16 protein-coding genes are annotated in these 16,487 nt (G+C 43.2%); 6 read left to right on the top strand and 10 right to left on the bottom strand.

Features of this window, described 5'->3' with window-relative positions:
• Positions 1 to 273, top strand: a 273-nt coding sequence (locus tag QZZ55_RS17175) for a hypothetical protein (RefSeq protein ID WP_293268654.1), incomplete at its 5' end; no start/stop codon positions are given.
• A 2-nt stretch (positions 274 to 275) separates the two neighbouring features.
• On the opposite strand, the gene QZZ55_RS17180 is transcribed toward QZZ55_RS17175, so the two are convergent.
• Positions 276 to 1,559 (bottom strand): FAD-binding oxidoreductase, encoded by a 1,284-nt coding sequence (locus QZZ55_RS17180; RefSeq protein WP_293268655.1) that lies wholly within the window; start codon positions 1,557 to 1,559, stop codon positions 276 to 278.
• A 172-nt stretch (positions 1,560 to 1,731) separates the two neighbouring features.
• On the opposite strand from QZZ55_RS17180, the gene QZZ55_RS17185 reads away from it, so the two are divergent.
• Both QZZ55_RS17185 and QZZ55_RS17190 read left to right on the top strand, forming a co-directional pair.
• Positions 1,732 to 3,075, top strand: a complete 1,344-nt coding sequence (locus tag QZZ55_RS17185) for a glutamine synthetase family protein (RefSeq protein ID WP_293268656.1) — start codon at positions 1,732 to 1,734, stop codon at positions 3,073 to 3,075.
• Positions 3,076 to 3,333: 258 nt separating this feature from the next.
• Entirely contained in the window at positions 3,334 to 3,537 is a 204-nt protein-coding gene (locus QZZ55_RS17190; protein WP_293268657.1) for a hypothetical protein, read from the top strand.
• Between the two features lie 146 nt (positions 3,538 to 3,683).
• On the opposite strand, the gene QZZ55_RS17195 is transcribed toward QZZ55_RS17190, so the two are convergent.
• The 9 genes from QZZ55_RS17195 to QZZ55_RS17235 all read right to left on the bottom strand — a co-directional run bounded on the left by QZZ55_RS17195 (position 3,684) and on the right by QZZ55_RS17235 (position 12,953).
• Positions 3,684 to 4,787: a saccharopine dehydrogenase NADP-binding domain-containing protein gene (locus QZZ55_RS17195; protein ID WP_293268658.1), complete on the bottom strand. Its 1,104-nt coding sequence runs from the start codon at positions 4,785 to 4,787 to the stop codon at positions 3,684 to 3,686.
• Positions 4,784 to 5,791 (bottom strand): DUF4166 domain-containing protein, encoded by a 1,008-nt coding sequence (locus tag QZZ55_RS17200; RefSeq protein WP_293268659.1) that lies wholly within the window; start codon positions 5,789 to 5,791, stop codon positions 4,784 to 4,786. Before QZZ55_RS17200 ends, QZZ55_RS17195 begins: the two co-directional genes overlap by 4 nt.
• A complete protein-coding gene (locus QZZ55_RS17205; protein WP_293268660.1) occupies positions 5,788 to 6,255 on the bottom strand; it encodes a DUF2269 domain-containing protein in 468 nt (155 codons plus the stop codon). The genes QZZ55_RS17200 and QZZ55_RS17205 overlap by 4 nt, the downstream gene beginning before the upstream one ends.
• Before the next feature lie 75 nt (positions 6,256 to 6,330).
• The gene (locus QZZ55_RS17210) at positions 6,331 to 7,059 is read right to left on the bottom strand and encodes a glutamine amidotransferase (RefSeq protein WP_366512343.1); all 729 of its coding nucleotides are present in this window, start codon (positions 7,057 to 7,059) and stop codon (positions 6,331 to 6,333) included.
• An 83-nt stretch (positions 7,060 to 7,142) separates the two neighbouring features.
• Positions 7,143 to 7,952 (bottom strand): ABC transporter permease subunit, encoded by an 810-nt coding sequence (locus tag QZZ55_RS17215; protein WP_293268661.1) that lies wholly within the window; start codon positions 7,950 to 7,952, stop codon positions 7,143 to 7,145.
• On the bottom strand, positions 7,949 to 8,908 hold the full coding sequence (locus QZZ55_RS17220; RefSeq protein WP_293268662.1) for an ABC transporter permease subunit: 960 nt from the start codon (positions 8,906 to 8,908) through the stop codon (positions 7,949 to 7,951). Before QZZ55_RS17220 ends, QZZ55_RS17215 begins: the two co-directional genes overlap by 4 nt.
• Entirely contained in the window at positions 8,905 to 10,074 is a 1,170-nt protein-coding gene (gene potA / locus QZZ55_RS17225; protein ID WP_293268663.1) for a polyamine ABC transporter ATP-binding protein, read from the bottom strand. Before potA ends, QZZ55_RS17220 begins: the two co-directional genes overlap by 4 nt.
• A 168-nt stretch (positions 10,075 to 10,242) precedes the next feature.
• Complete coding sequence (locus QZZ55_RS17230) at positions 10,243 to 11,334, bottom strand: polyamine ABC transporter substrate-binding protein (protein ID WP_293268664.1); 1,092 nt, start codon at positions 11,332 to 11,334, stop codon at positions 10,243 to 10,245.
• Between the two features lie 281 nt (positions 11,335 to 11,615).
• The gene (locus QZZ55_RS17235) at positions 11,616 to 12,953 is read right to left on the bottom strand and encodes a glutamine synthetase family protein (protein WP_293268665.1); all 1,338 of its coding nucleotides are present in this window, start codon (positions 12,951 to 12,953) and stop codon (positions 11,616 to 11,618) included.
• 227 nt (positions 12,954 to 13,180) lie between these two features.
• On the opposite strand from QZZ55_RS17235, the gene QZZ55_RS17240 reads away from it, so the two are divergent.
• The 3 genes from QZZ55_RS17240 to QZZ55_RS17250 all read left to right on the top strand — a co-directional run bounded on the left by QZZ55_RS17240 (position 13,181) and on the right by QZZ55_RS17250 (position 16,483).
• Positions 13,181 to 13,897 (top strand): GntR family transcriptional regulator, encoded by a 717-nt coding sequence (locus QZZ55_RS17240; protein WP_293268666.1) that lies wholly within the window; start codon positions 13,181 to 13,183, stop codon positions 13,895 to 13,897.
• Between the two features lie 263 nt (positions 13,898 to 14,160).
• Positions 14,161 to 15,546, top strand: coding sequence for an aspartate aminotransferase family protein (locus QZZ55_RS17245; RefSeq protein ID WP_293268667.1), 1,386 nt, complete (start codon positions 14,161 to 14,163; stop codon positions 15,544 to 15,546).
• Positions 15,547 to 15,625: 79 nt separating this feature from the next.
• Positions 15,626 to 16,483, top strand: a complete 858-nt coding sequence (locus tag QZZ55_RS17250) for a helix-turn-helix transcriptional regulator (RefSeq protein ID WP_293268668.1) — start codon at positions 15,626 to 15,628, stop codon at positions 16,481 to 16,483.
• The last annotated feature ends 4 nt before the right edge of the window (positions 16,484 to 16,487 follow it).

The following is a 16,487-nucleotide window of genomic DNA, read 5'->3' on the forward strand; positions in this document are numbered from 1 at the left end:
GATTTCTCGTCTGATGCCCCTAAGCAATGTAAAGCATCTGATGTAGAGCTAAGCAACGCGGATGTGAAAGCCTATTTTGAACGAGCAAAAGCAGTCAGTCATGCCACAATTCATGACCACTATAACGTTGCACCTTGCAGAATAGAGGGGACATTAAAAAAAGGATCAACCATTTGTGATTGGGAAATTGATGCATTGGGCGTTGGCCAAATAACCTGTAATGAGCAAACAAAGTATTATGTTTGTGAAACCTGCGATGATTTATTTGAGTAGCCTTATAACAACCTATCTCGCAATGAGTAATATAACATGCCGGCAACCAACCCTGGCCAGCGTAGCAAGGTGCCTCCGGGGAAGTTCGGCGTAGGCACTTTTGCAAATAGATCAAATTTTTCTGCGCAGCCACTTACGGCTTCAGCCATTAGCTTGCCACCCAGTGTTGCCAGGGCAACTCCATGGCCAGAGTACCCCTGCGCTACAAATAAGTTCTCTTCTACGCGGGCAAAGTGCGGCATACGATTTAACGTAATAGCTAACGTGCCGCCCCATCCATAATCTATTTTCACATCGGCTAATTCAGGATAGATTTCAAGCATGTGCTTTTGTACAAAACGTCCAATATCCTGAGGAAAGCGCTTCGTGTAGTTTTCGCCACCACCCCACAACATACGATTATCTGCTGATAACTTAAAATAATTCACTATGAATTTTGAGTCAGCAACGGCTATATCATCTCGATTGATGCTACGGCACAATTCATCACTCAATGGCTCAGTTGCCAGCATAAAGTTATTTATGGGCATGATTTTACTAGTAACTCTTGGCTCTAAATTTTCTATATAACCGTTACACGCCAATAAGATATAACGCGCTGCCACCCGCCCTTTTCTTGTATTAACATGGGTACCCGATCCCGTTTTGTATCCTGTAACTCGGGTGTTTTCATAAATGTTCACGCCAGCACGCACTGCAGCATCCGCCAGCCCCAACGCATAGTTCAGTGGGTGTAAATGAATGCCTTCACTCCAATACTCCCCGGCATAATAATGATCTGTTCCCAACATGGCTTGTACATCAGCACGCGATAGGTAATGGATAGCGCCATAATTCAGCTCAGTTTGCTTATGCTTAACCGATGCCTGCAGTGTCGCTGCATGAGAGGCCTTTGCTGCAACATGAAGCACACCCTGTTTTTGGTCACATTGAATGTTGTGCCGTGCAATGAGCTGCTTAACTAATTCAACAGACTCAACAGACATATTCCATAACGCTTTTGCATCATCAGGGCCCATCTTTCTTTTAAGATCTTGGTACTCCATATTATGACCCGGACACACTTGGCCCCCGTTACGCCCAGAAGCACCCCACCCGACTTTTTCCGCTTCCAGTAATATTACTGAATACCCTTTTTCTGCTAGATGTAGTGCTGCAGACAAACCGGTATAGCCAGCACCGACTATACACACATCGGTACTCACCTCACCTACTAACTCTGTTGATTGCGGCTGCTCAGAAGCGTTTGCCGTGGCCGCATAATATGAAGGGACATATCCAACCATTGTTAATGCCATCTCTTGCAGGGTTTTAGATTGACCTTGAGTGGAACAATAACAACATAAAGTAGAAACAGGCACTATATTTATTATATGTGGTACTAATAATATCAAGTTGAAACAAAACGCTAGAGCATATTACTACGCTATTTTTACGAGAAAGCATAAAAGGTGATTTATGGAAGCCGTAGAAAAATTTCTCAAAGATAACGCTATCACAGAAGTAGAATCAACGCTGCCAGATATGACCGGAAATGCGCGGGGGAAGTTTTATCCCACTAAAAAATTCCTCGCTGAACAAGGCGGTCGCATCCCCGAAACACTGCTGGTACAAACCGTAACTGGCGACTGGGCAGCTAACCATTATGACATTGTTGATGCCAGTGATCGGGATATGATCTTAGTACCGGACCCCGAAACGCTGCGTATTGTTCCTTGGGCAGATGAGCCCACCGCTCAGGTCATCAACGATTGCTATGATACTCAAGGCGGGCTGCACCCTTTATCGTCACGCACCGTACTTCGTCAAGTCTTAGCTTTATTTGACAAGGAAGGGCTACGCCCCGTTATTGCGCCAGAAGTAGAGTTCTATCTCATACAAAAAAACATCGATCCTGATAATGAGCTAAAGCCAGCAACGGGACGCTCAGGCAGGAGAGAAACAGCACGGCAATCTTACAGCATTGATGCTGTAAATGAGTTCAACCCTGTCATTGATACGCTATACAGTTACTGTGAAGCACAAGGGCTGGATGTAGATACACTTATACACGAATCCGGCGCCGCACAAATGGAGATCAACTTTCTTCATGGTGACCCGCTAAAACTGGCCGATCAGGTTTTCGTGTTTAAACGTACCCTGCGTGAAACAGCACTCAAACATAATATTTATGCCACTTTTATGGCAAAACCAATGCAGCATGAACCCGGCAGCTCTATGCACATCCACCAGAGCCTTATCGATGTAAAAACAGGGAACAATATCTTTTGTGCCGAGAATGGCGACTACAGTGAGACTTTTTATCACTATTTAGGCGGCTTACAAAAATACACCCCCAGTGCTATTAGCTTTTATGCACCCAACGTTAACTCATATCGCCGTTTCGCCCCCGACATATCGGCCCCTGTGAATATGAAATGGGGAATCGACAATCGCACCACCGGGCTACGCGCACCTAAAGCAGAACCTGAAGCCACTCGCATTGAAAATCGCTTTCCTGGTGCTGACTCCAACCCATATCTGGCTATTGCAGCTAATCTTGCCTGTGGATATTTAGGTTTAAAAGGAAAATTACGGCCGACAAAACCTACCTACGATGCTGCGGCAGAAGAAGGAGATACAGTAGAACTTGCTCGCTCACTTGAAGAAGGCTTACGTTTGTTAGAAGAATGTCCTGAACTTCGAGAAATCATGGGCTCTCGGTTTATTGATGCTTATATCGGTGTTAAACGCGCTGAGTTTGAAACCTTCCATAAAGTCATCAGCTCTTGGGAGCGTGAATTCTTATTACTTAATGTTTAATAAACCTCAATATGCTCACATTTGAGCGGTATTTATACCAGTGGCTCTGCTCGTAAAAAAGGTATTATTAACAACTAACAACCGCCTGCTCAAATGATGAATTTTTCTCATCATTATGACGAAAAAACATCTCTTGTTGCCATGCAGCAGTAACACTAGAATACGCTCCTAATTTTATGACCAAGCCACTCCAGCGTTAGTAAGCTGACGGTTATTTTTGACAGTCTATACGACTCTTTAGGACACCAAGAAAACCTTATGACCAAGCTCAATGAATTCAGACAAAACCATCAGCCAGCTCACCGTGAAGCTGAAAAAGATTACTTTCTACGTTTAGATGCTGAATACAAAAAGTTAAACAAACGTGAAGCTCGTTTGGTGCTAAAAAACCTGTGGTTGAACCGTCTTTCTACAACGGCTAAGTTACTAGTCAGTAAACCTAATCTACTACAGATTAACTAATAACTATTCTTTTCCAAGGGTGACAAAAAGCGGAGTGTGAAAACATCCGCTTTTTTTATGCCTTTTAGCATACCCCTGCATTCACACTCTTACTAATACATCTTAACACTACGTTGGCTCATGCTTTCTTCGACTAGCCAAAATATTCAATAAGACTCCCAACTGATATCAAGCTCGCTTAGGGCACTCAGGTATTCATCACGGGTAATAAACCCAATGCATGGATGAGCTCCACGCTCCAGAAAACTATCAGAGGCAATTTTTTTTGCCATCAAAATTGCAGGCATACATGGAATATATGGACCATCACCTGACTGTGCGAGCAGTTCAAATGAAATGGCCTTTTCTTCTCCATTTTTACCTTTTCCTGCAAGCGTCATATGAAATGCGCTTTTATCAGACCCTAAGAAATCGAACAGAAAAGATAATCGTAATAAAGCTGGTGCCGCTTTTTCTAGCCTTTTTACTACACCAATACGCACCATCCAAGATAGCCCCCATAGTGCGCAGTGAATAAAAGGAATCTCTAGTCCCGCATAAAATCGAATTGTTTTTAGCGTAGGGTAGCGTGTAGGAAATAGCGAAAGATCAGGAATATCGCAATTACCTAATAGCCTCCACCCAAGGTTTTTATACTTGCGTGCTCGTAGCCCCTGCCAGCCATGAATAAATTTACGGCTACCACTAACCTGTGTCTCAAACCGTTTGCCCGTATAACTTAAAATAGCAGCAGTCGTTGCCAAACCACGTGCCGTTTTTTGCGCAGTGGTAATACCGTAATCAAGGCTCTCTAACTCTTCAAATTCTTTTTGATAATAATCGACCAACGCGGAAGTTAAACAAGGCACCGAACTAGCTCCACTAATCACTAAAACGTTGTTAGATTTGGCTTTCGTATCCAGCGCTACAATACCTTCAACAAACGCCCGTCCATCCGCTAGGTCTATATAGTGTGCGCCTTGTGCAATGCAAGCCTTCGCAACATCATAACCTTGATTCTGAAACGGGCCAGATGTATGTATTACAATTGAAGGGTTGATGCTGCTGAGCTCAGATGCAAAATCAGCACTAATATCCAGCATAACCGCTTCTGCTTTATTCGCTGCTTCTAACGTAGAAACGAAATATGTCGCTTTTTCTAGAGAACGCCCAGCAATCACCACTTGAATATTGCTTTCTTTTGCTAATGTTCTGCTAATAAAACTGCCAAAGTTCCCATAACCACCAATGATAAGTACACAATGAATCATCCTTTGCCCTTTATCGTAAACCGTCCTTTATATTCATAGATTTTACCCCACCAAGGGTGAGTGATTTCTACATGCATATCAAAAGTTTCATCATCAATCGCTTGCTCTTTTGCATCTCCTTGGCCCATTAAAAAACTAATAGGGACTGGAATAAAGTAACCCAATAAAGCAACCACATACCCTTTGTGTTTAAGCTTCACGCAGCCATCTTCCCATATGTAACTCATTTTCCAGCCCAAGCCAAAGCGCATCATCTCTATTACTTCATTACCTGATGTTTGGATCATTCGAGATTGAAAGGAATAAATATTGCGATTTTCAAAGTAAAATATGCGATTAAAACGAAACTCTTTTGTAACTTTATTGCTTTCAAAATGAACCGTTACCGGAACATTGCTTTCATTATGAGGAGGAATGCCTTTCATAAGCCAAAATAGGGAAGAAAATAGCTTTATTGGCCCCGCACACATCACATCTAAATGGCCAGCCACCGTAGTGACATCATTGCTATAGGGTCGGTTCGCATAATGCTTTTTCATTACTACCGGCAGATCATGCCAAGCATCACCAAATACATCTTGAAATATGGGTACAGATTTCATATTCAAGTTATCAATCCGACCTACCCCTCTCCTTCGCAATAATAAATTCCTAATACCTCGCAAAAGAGGGTACAAAATTGATGCAATATTATCTGACCTAAATAATGCGCGGTTAATATTATTGAACACACCTTTGCTATCGCCAAATTTAGCCATAAAAGACAGCGCATTTTTACCATGATAAAAACGACTGCCATCGTAAATTATCATGCCTTCATCAATATCAAACCCTTGCGCATTAATTTCATTGATAAGTGGGTGATCTAAATGCTGTCTTGCATTTAAAAGATGAAGAGGTCCGTATTGTTCTTTTATCCGCAAAGCCAATGCAGCGCTTTCACATAAAGGGCACGCACCATCGTACACAAACCATATCCCACTTTTATCAGGTACCTCTGTCATACCGGTTTCCCTACCATTAGAAAAAATATCGCCACTAAGCCAATGAAGGCAGGCCAACCCAGCAGAAACCATACTTTAAATAATCTATGGTATCGCTGCGGTAACATTGTTTGGTTTTTAATACTCTGTTCCAATATTTGTTTAAGCTTAATTTGTATCCATACAACAGGTAACCAGCAAGCACCTGCAACAGCAAAAAACACATAGGAAGAAACCAACCAATAATCCGTCCAAGCATATCCGCTTTTCCAAACCAACCATGCACCAGTTAACGGTTGTAAAATAGCAGCTGGAAAAGTGAAAATATAATCTGCAAGAACGGTTCCTCTGGCAGAATATAATTTTTCATAAAGATCATGAGTAAAGTAAGACCGCACCATGAAAAATGCGATCCCCAAACCCGTTCCAAATAGGATAGTAGAACTGATGATATGTAATGTTTTGATAATTAAGTAGATATCCATAAAGAGCTACTTTAAGCTTTTAATAGATTTTTTCAATTATCGTTTACTGATATTAACAAGGGTACGAAGCTGTAACTACCCCTCTGCTCTGCTCTTTAAAAACGTCGCCATCCAGCGGGCTATTTCTAACGAATCGACTGCTGCATCAGGCTCACGTAATGTCACTAAACCTTGCTCTGAAACATCAGTAGGAATAACCTCCCCTTTGCGTAAATCAATCAGCGGGTCACTGTACTCGATGGAGAATTCAGGATGCGCTTGGAAGGTGATGATACGGTCATCATAAATAAGCCCAGCGTACTGGCAAAACGCTGAGGCTGAAAACACTTGTGCATTGGCCGGCTTAACAACAACTTGATCCTGATGCATAGCGTTTATAACGTACGAGTGTATATCTGGTGGTAAAAAATCAAACTCCCCGGTTAGTTCATAGCGCTGTAATCCAACACCCCACCCACCGTCAAACTTATCCACTTTGCCATTAAAAGCTTCAGCAATAATCTGGTGACCAAAACAGATACCGACCATCGGCTTGTTAGCCTCATGTATCTCAAGAATCAGCGTTTTAAGCTGCTGCATCCATGGTAAGTTCTGATAAACATTAAACTTTGATCCCGTAATGATCCAACCGTCACACTGCGATGCACTGCTAGGAAAGTCACCTTCACGCACATCAAACACTTCGTATTCAAATGAGCAGCCTGCTTTATTGAACAACTGTACAAACATATCCGCATAAGAGCCGAATTCACCCAGCAGTTCATCGGGAGTAATACCTGTTGCCAGAAGCCCTATTTTCATCATGTTATCCGCCACTGCCTTAATACTATTATGTAAACCGTTACTTAAATTAAAACCGGGTCGAGCGTCGTTAATACACTCGATCCTTACTCACTGGTTAGTTTTGTCTGCCGACGCATCTGGTACATTGCGACCAGCACTCCAATAGCCACGATTGCAATCATAATAGTGGCTAACGCATTCACTTCTGGTGTTACACCTAAACGTACTTTAGAGAAGATCACCATCGGTAAAGTACTATTACCCGGCCCAGAGACAAAACTCGCGATAACTAAATCATCAAGCGACAATGTAAATGATAGCAACCAACCAGAAATGAGCGCCGGTGCTATTAACGGTAACGTAACTAAGAAAAATAGTGTTGAAGGCTTGGCACCCAAATCCATTGCCGCTTCCTCCAAGGTCTCATCCATTGACGCTAAGCGCGATTGCACGATGACAGCCACATAGGCCATACAGAACGTCGTATGAGCAATGATAATAGTCCCCGTACCGCGCCCAGCGGGCCAACCAAACATTCCCTCCATAGCAACAAACAATAAAAGCAGCGATAGACCTGTGATAACTTCAGGCATAATCAACGGAGCTGTTATCCAGCCAGACAGAATCATTTTCCCGCGAAAGCGCCCCATACGAGATAAGACGAAACCTGCCATCGTACCCAACACGACAGCTAAGCTGGCACTGACAAGTGCAATCTTTAAGCTCACGAGGGCTGCGTCAATAATTTGCTGATTCTTGAAGAGCTCGCTATACCACTTTAACGACCATCCTCCCCATACGGTTACTAGCTTTGATTTGTTAAAACTATAAACAATCAATGCAATGATAGGCGCGTAAAGAAAAATAAACCCCATACTCGCGGTAATAGTTAAAAATAATGATCGGCGCTTCATGAGTGAACCTCCTCTTTACCTTGTGCATTACGAATCAACATAACCGGCAATACCAACACAACTAACATCACAATGGCCACTGCTGATGCCATCGGCCAGTCTCGATTAAGGAAGAACTCATCCCACAGCACTCGACCAATCATCAAGGTATCTGATCCACCTAACAAAGAAGGGATAACAAACTCTCCAACGGCCGGTATAAACACCAACAAACACCCTGCTATGATGCCAGGTACAGCTAAGGGAAGTGTTACTAAAAAGAAGCTCTGATAAGGACGCGACCCTAGATCTTCAGCAGCCTCCAACAGCGTAAGATCCATTTTTTCCAACGCGGTATACAAAGGCAGAATCATGAATGGAAGATAGGTATAAACAATGCCGATATACACAGCAAAGTCAGTCTGTAGCATGATTAACGGTTGATCGATAATCCCTGTGGATAATAAGAATTCATTCACAATGCCGTTTTTTTTCAAAAAGCCCATCCACGCATACACACGTAGCAGAAATGAAGTCCAAAATGGCAGAATAACTAATGACAATAACACCACACGCATAGAAGGTTTGCTGCGAGCAATCAGGTACGCAATGGGAAAACCTACAATTAATGTAATGAGAGTTGATACTGAAGCTATCTTTACAGAGCTTATATAAGCATCCAGATAGAAAGTATCTTCAAACAGATAAATGTAATTCCCAAAATTTAGTTTAAAGGTGGCATATGCCTCTTCGAGATCCCACTCGAGCATCGCTGAGTATGGCGGTACCGCAATCGCGGATTCAGATAGAGATATTTTGAACACGACTAAAAATGGGATAAAGAAAAAGATTCCCAACCACAAACCAGGCACCGCAATAACACCTAAGCGCCCCCAGTTCACGCCCCTAAATAAATTATACCTTGCCATGCCTGATGCTGACTTATCGATCCAGGCGGATCCTGATGGGATACTCATGAGGTCAAAACCACACTGCTGTCCATGTCCCATGACAAGTAAACCTGTTCATGCCAGGTAAAACGAGCGCCCATATCTCTTACAAAATTAGGCTGCGTTACGCGGACATCTTTACCATTAGCTAAGCGCACTTTAAAGACAGAAAGGCTGCCCATATACGCGATATCTTCGATAATACCCTGAATACAATTTTCGGTTTGCTCAGGCTTGTTGCGGCTAATTTTTATCTTCTCTGGGCGTATTGCCATATGCACGGTTTGATTTGGAGCACAGCTGATACCGTGATTAACAAATAACTCGACACCGGCTTCTTTGGAACGAATACGTACACTATCAGGAAGGTCTTCAACGACCTTGCCCTCAAACAAGTTGACCGAGCCCACAAACTCAGCCACAAAGCGACTATTCGGATACTCATAAACCACATGCGGCTCAGCGGTTTGAACAATCACACCGTTATTCATGACGCCGATGCGTGTCGCCAGCGTCATCGCTTCTTCTTGGTCATGTGTTACCACAACAAACGTAACACCCAGCTCTTCTTGAATATTGATGAGTTCAAACTGAGTTTCTTCACGTAGTTTTTTATCCAGAGCGCCTAAAGGCTCATCTAAAAGCAATAACTTAGGGCGTTTAATCAGCGAACGCGCCAGTGCAACACGCTGGCGCTGCCCTCCGGATAGCTGGTTTGGTTTACGCTTACCAAGAGCACCCAACTGCACCATGTCTAACATTTGTGCGACTCGTTGCTTTACTTCACCACGTGCTACACCTTCTCGACGAAGACCAAATGCCACGTTATCGGCAACACTTAGATGAGGAAACAATGCGTAAGACTGGAACATCATATTAACAGGGCGCTTCCACGGCTGAATACCCGCCATATCTACGCCATCAATAATAATACGACCACTCGAAGCAGATTCAAATCCGGCCAAGATACGTAATAATGTACTTTTACCCGACCCTGATCCACCTAAAAGGCAAAACAGTTCGTTTTTATAAATATCCAGCGAAATGTTATCAACAGCGGTAAATTCACCAAACATTTTGGTGACATTTTCAATTTTCAAAAAAGGTTCTGCACCGTCCTGCTTCCATAAAGGCACTTCAGCAACGTTAGCTACAGTAGACGTAGATAGTTCATTAAGTTGAGACGACGTCATAACAACCCCTCAGGTATTTATTATTATCAGGGAGTTTCTAAATAAACCTGGCAGTTCGATCTCTCCAGGTGCAAACGAAAGGCTTACTTAGAGACTCTTACTTTGAGTAATAAGGGGTAGACTGAACGCCACCCCTTACCACTAATTTATTGCGTTCTTAAGCAGGAGTTAGCGACCGGTTTTAATACCGCTCCAAGCGCGTGTTAATAAACGATCAAATTTCGAGGTATGGGCATTTTGTGTGAAAAGATTAGCTTTCACTTCATCTGATGGGTAAATACCTGGATTGTTACGCACTTCATCTAGCAATAATGGCTCAGCCGCTGTATTAGCGACCGCGTAATAAACGTAGTTAGAAATACCTGCCGCAGTGTCTGCTTTTAGCACAAAATCAATGAACTTATGCGCTGCATCCGGGTGTGGAGCATCGGCAGGAATAGCGAGTAGATCAAACCATACCAAGGTACCCTCTTTAGGGATGGCATAACCAATCACATTACCTTGGCCTGCTTCTTCAGCACGGCTCTGCGCTTGTAGAATATCGCCGTTATAACCCAATGCTACGCATACTTCCCCATTGGCCAAATCAGAGATATATTGCCCTGAATGAAAATACTTATAGCTAGAACGAACAGATTTAATCAGTGCAGTTGCTTTCTTAAGATCCGATTTTTTCTCGGAGTTTGGGTCAAGGCCTAAATAGTTCAGCGCGATAGACATTACTTCCGCTGGAGAATCTAATAAGCCAATACCACAATCTGCCAATTTCGCAGCGACTTCTGGCTTAAAGATCAGGTCCAACGTATCAAGTGGCATTTCTCCCAAGCGCTCTTTAACCATGGTTTCGTTAAAACCTAAACCAATGGTTCCCCATGCATAAGGAACGTTGTGTTTATTCCCAGCATCATGGCGTGAAATTTTTTCGGCCAATACTGTATCTAAATTGGCATAGTTAGTTAATTTTGAACGGTCAATCTCAGCATAAATACCTGCTTGCACGTGACGCTCTAAAAATGAGCCCGTTGGCACAACAAGATCATAACCGGTACTACCAGACATCAACTTAGCTTCTAATACTTCATTAGAATCATATACATCGTAATTAACTTTAATACCGGTTTCTTTCTCAAATTGGGTAACCGCTTCAGGGTTAATGTAATCTGACCAGTTATAGATGTTAAGAACCTGCTCTTCTGCAGCCACAGTATTGGAAAGTGCGAATGTCAGTGCGGCTGCTAAACCAAGTTTTTTATGACTCATTGAACGTTCTCCATTTCAGGCTAGGCCCGTATTGTCCGAATAGGAATTCTCATCCCAATTCAGTTGCAGCTCTAATAAAACAATCTCAACAAGTACTGTATGCATTTTCTCATCACAGACTATTAAGCGTTCACCGAAGTCCTGCATATTGTTATTTTTATTTACTTCCTTAAATCTACGCTAGCACTGCATGCGGGCTAAATACCCACCGGGGGGTATTTGGCCAAAAGTAGTAGAGGCTAGCTAGCCATGATTAATACAGCCTCTCACTACCTCTGTTATTACAGCAACCCCAGATAAGCTTCGTACTCTATATCAGAAATTTGCTCATGTAGTTTTCTCTGCTCCTGACGCTTAGCCGCCGTGTAAACGCGGATAAACTCCTCACCCAAATACTCTTTAAGTACATCGCTCTTATTAAAGATCTCTGTGGACTCATCCCACTTATTTGGCAATACCAATTTATCGTTATTTTCAGCATTGGCATCACCTTCAATGGGCGCAGGTGGCAATAGCTTATTTTCGATACCGTAAAGAGCACCCGCTAAAATAGAAGCCAATACTAAATACGGGTTAGCATCAGCACCGGCTACACGGTGCTCAATACGACGCGCAACAGGTGGGCTTTCAGGTATACGAATAGCAACCGTGCGGTTTTCATAACCCCAACTCGCATAAGTAGGCGCATGCGCACCCGCCATAAAGCGGCGATACGAATTCATATGTGGTGCAAAAGTCAGCATGCTATCTGCCATGGTATGCATCAGACCCGCTACTGCATGCTTGAGTACATCCGTACCCTCTTCACCACCATTATCAAAAACATTGTCACCCGCTTCGTCTAATAGGCTGAAGTGTACGTGCATGCCATTACCGCTTTTCTTTGCATACGGTTTCGCCATAAAGGTCGCAGCATAACCTTGTTTTCTGGCAATGCCTTTCACTAAGCGCTTAAACATAATCGCCTGATCACCGGCCTGCATTGGGTCTGGTACGTGATTGAGGTTGATCTCAAACTGCCCAGGGCCTAACTCAGAAATAATCGTATCTGCAGGGACACCTTGAATATCACAAACTTCACGCACCTCTGTAAAGAAGGCCGATAGGCAGTCCATTTCATCAATGGAATAGCAGTCAGTCTCAGATAAGCGACGACCATGCCCTTCAATCAAAACAGGAGGACGAGGACGCTGTGTTTCTTCAGACTTTCCATCCATTAAATAAAATTCTAATTCTGTAGCAACAACCGGCGTTAAACCAAGTGCTTTAAAACGCTTAACAACACCACTTAAAACCTGACGCGGGTCAGCACCAAACGGCGTTCCGTCTGGGTTGAACATCATGGCTAAAACCTGATCACGTGGAGACTCAGCCCAAGGCACAGGAACAGAGCCTTCATGCACAGGCATACAAACACCATCACTGTCGCCTGTTTCGAAAACCAAACCGTTTTCTAAAACATCATCACCCCAAAAATCAAAACCTAGCACCGAGCGAGGTAGCTTAACGCCCTCATCCTTTACTTTATGTAAAGCACTTCCTGGCATGCGCTTACCGCGCAAATTGCCGTTTAGGTCTGTAATAAAAAGGTCAAACTCATTGTCTTTTTTGGAATTCATATAAGATTCTCACTCGACATCTTTTTTTGCACTCGGTTAGCCGAAGCAGATTAAGTACATAGTTTCACATAATCACTTTAAGAAAAACCATACTTTGTGATCACAAAAATAACTTTAAGTGATTACAAAAATAAAACAAGGCCAATTGACACTTTATGAAAAAAATCTTTCACCCTGTTTAGTGATCGCATTAGAATAGAAAAAAACAGCCAGAACCGATACCGATTATGGACAAGAAGTCTCCCATACAAATTACATTAACTGAGCGCGATGACTCTGTAACTATCACCCAGTGGGTATATGAGACGTTAAGAGGCGCTGTGATGAATGGTCAAATATTGCCAGGCCGCGCACTAACTATCAGAGAATTAGCTGCATTACTTGATGTTAGCCCAATGCCTATAAGAGAAGCTCTGCGCCAACTGTCTGCAGAGAGTGCGTTAGAGATACAGGGCAACAGACGAGTTATGGTTCCCACCATGACGGCTATGAAGTTTACCGAGTTATGTGAAGCACGTATTGCAATAGAGTCACATGCTGCAGCCAGAGCATGGCCTTATATAGACTCAACACGTTTAGCTGAATTGCATAGCCTAGATCGCTTGATCGACCAAGCGCAAGAATGCGGTAATCTTGAACAGATAAGCATTCTTAATCAAAATTTTCACCGTCTACTCTATACGGCTAATCCACATCAAGTAACGCTACCACTCATTGAAAGCCTATGGTTACAGCTAGGACCTTTCATGCGCTTAGCCACCAGCAAACTCGAAGAACACTATGTGATAGACCGGCATAATGAAGCGATGCTCGCGATAGAAAAACAAGATGCTTTTGCTCTTCAATTAGCCATAACAGCTGATATTCGTGAAGGTATTGCCTTTGCTAGTACACCTGAATTGCTACACCGTTTTATAGAGCAATCCAGAACAGCTGCTCACTAATAACAAAGACATACGTCATGCTCTATGGCGTATGTTTTCTTATCTAAAAACTATCTAAGAATCACACGAATAAAAACATTTAAATGCCCTCTAAAATATTAAGTTGAATGTTTTTTGATTGACTTTTTAATTTTGTGATCACAAAATGAATTCATCATCTGATAACACTATCAGTAGAAAAACCTCATTTAATGATCACAATTGATAACTCAATGTGACAACTTTTCGCTTTCACTACTTATGAAAGCATTGTGGAGAGAGAGATGCTCACAGATAAAAACAACGGCTCATCAATCACTACAGATATTCAGTCCCTTGATGCCAACTACCACTTACACCCTTTCACCAATACAGGTGCCCTTAACAAAAAGGGAGCACGTGTCATCACTAAAGGAGAAGGCGTTTACATTTGGGACAGTGAAGGCAATAAAATTTTGGACGGTATGGCCGGTCTGTGGTGTGTCAATATGGGTTACGGGCGCCAAGAGCTAACGGACGCCGCTACGCAACAGATGAGCGAGCTGCCGTTCTACAATACTTTCTTTCAGACGACACATGCGCCTGTTGCTGAATTAGCTAAAGAGATTGCCAGTGTTACTCCCGGTGACCTTAACCACATCTTTTTTGCAAACTCAGGTTCTGAAGCAATCGACACCATTATTCGCATGGTGCGCCAGTTTTGGGCTATCAAAGGCAAACCGTACAAAAGCATTCTTATTAGCCGTGAAAATGCCTATCACGGCAGCACCGTCGGCGGCACAAGCCTAGGTGGCATGAGCGGCATGCACAAGCAGGGTGCGCCATTGCTACCTAATATCGAACGTATTCGCCAACCTTATTGGTATGGCGAAGCAGGCGATATGTCAGAAGAAGAGTTTGGCATTGCCTGCGCTGCTGCACTGGAGGAAAAAATTCTAGCCGTAGGCCCAGACAATGTAGCGGCCTTTGTCGGTGAGCCCATTCAAGGAGCAGGCGGGGTTATCGTACCACCAGCAAACTACTGGTCAGAAATTCAAAAAGTATGCACCAAGTACGACGTAGTACTGGCGGCTGATGAGGTCATCTGTGGGTTTGGGCGTACAGGTAACTGGTTTGGTAGCGAAACATTAGGCATTACACCCGATATTATGTCGATGGCTAAAGGACTTTCTTCTGGTTACTTACCGATTGCAGCGGTTGCTGTAGGTAACCGCATTGCCAACGCGTTCATTGAGCACGACGACGATTTCAACCACGGTTTCACTTACTCAGGCCACCCAGTATCAGCCGCTGTTGCCATTGCCAATATAAAGCTAATGAAACAAGAAAATATTGTTGAGTATGTAGCTAATGACATCGGCCCTTACTTGCAGAAAAAGCTTCGCGATATGCTGACTGATCACCCTTTAGTGGGTCATATAGAAGGTGTTGGATTAATCGCGGGTATTGCTCTGGTTAAAAACAAAGAAACCAAAGAATTCTTCCCCAGCGATCTGGATATCGGTTTGATTTGTCGTGATCACTGCTTTGATAACGGTTTGATTATGCGTGCTGTTGGTAGCCGTATGGTGCTTTCTCCACCGCTGATTATTAGCCATGCTGAAGTCGATGAGCTCTGTGAAAAAGCTCGTCTTTGCTTTGATTTAACACTGAAGTCCGTTAGCCCATAGCATTTATCAACAGTGGCCAGTGACTATCACCTCTGGCCGCTTCGATTTATACACAAACCCAGATAGAGGGGGAGCGGGAATGAATCATAAACCCAGCCTGGACAGTACATCAGCCAACTGGCAGAAGGATCTTGCTTACGTTATCGATCATATTCGCTTACGTAATTTCCCAAAAGCCTTGGCAGAGCTATTAGCAACTCAATGTAATGTCAGTACTATCTTGATGGTGACTTACAAAAAATCTTTCAAACCGATTATTTTGCACCCCACTGATCCCGCCGAACAAAGCCCAACACTGCGCACTTACATTAATCAGGCGTACATACTTGATCCACTGTTTAATGCCATACAAGCCGGCATAAACTCAGGGCTTAGTCGCTTAATTGAGATCGCACCTGATTCATTCGAAACCACTGAGTATTACCAAACCTGTTATAAAGATTTTGACTTGATTGATGAGATCAACCTGATCATCGAATTGGATAATGACGTCACCTGCGCGATATCCTTAGGGAGAAAATCCAGCATGGGTACCATCACACGTGCTGAACTCAATCGTCTCAATGAGATATACCCCATCGTTAATTCATTAGTGCGCCAGTTCTGGTTATCGCAGTCTCAGGAGTATGTGCAGTACGAAAAATCTGAAGGTGCGATGAAACAAGCACTGAACACTTTTGGAAGTGGTGTATTGACGCGGCGAGAGCAAGAGATTTCCGGCTTAATATTACAGGGGCACTCTTCTAAAGCGATAGCTAGCAAGCTGAATATTAGTTTGGGCACCGTTAAAGTTCACCGTAAGAACATCCATACTCGCCTTAACACATCGACTCAATCTGAAATATTCACGCTCTTCCTTGTGCACTTGAGCGAGCTGGAAGCAACAACATATTCCCCTAACACCTCGCCCTCTAATAAAATTGCACTGGCAGGATAAGCTT

This window comes from Neptunomonas sp. (assembly GCF_016744175.1).
In the GTDB taxonomy this organism is placed as follows: domain Bacteria; phylum Pseudomonadota; class Gammaproteobacteria; order Pseudomonadales; family Balneatricaceae; genus Neptunomonas.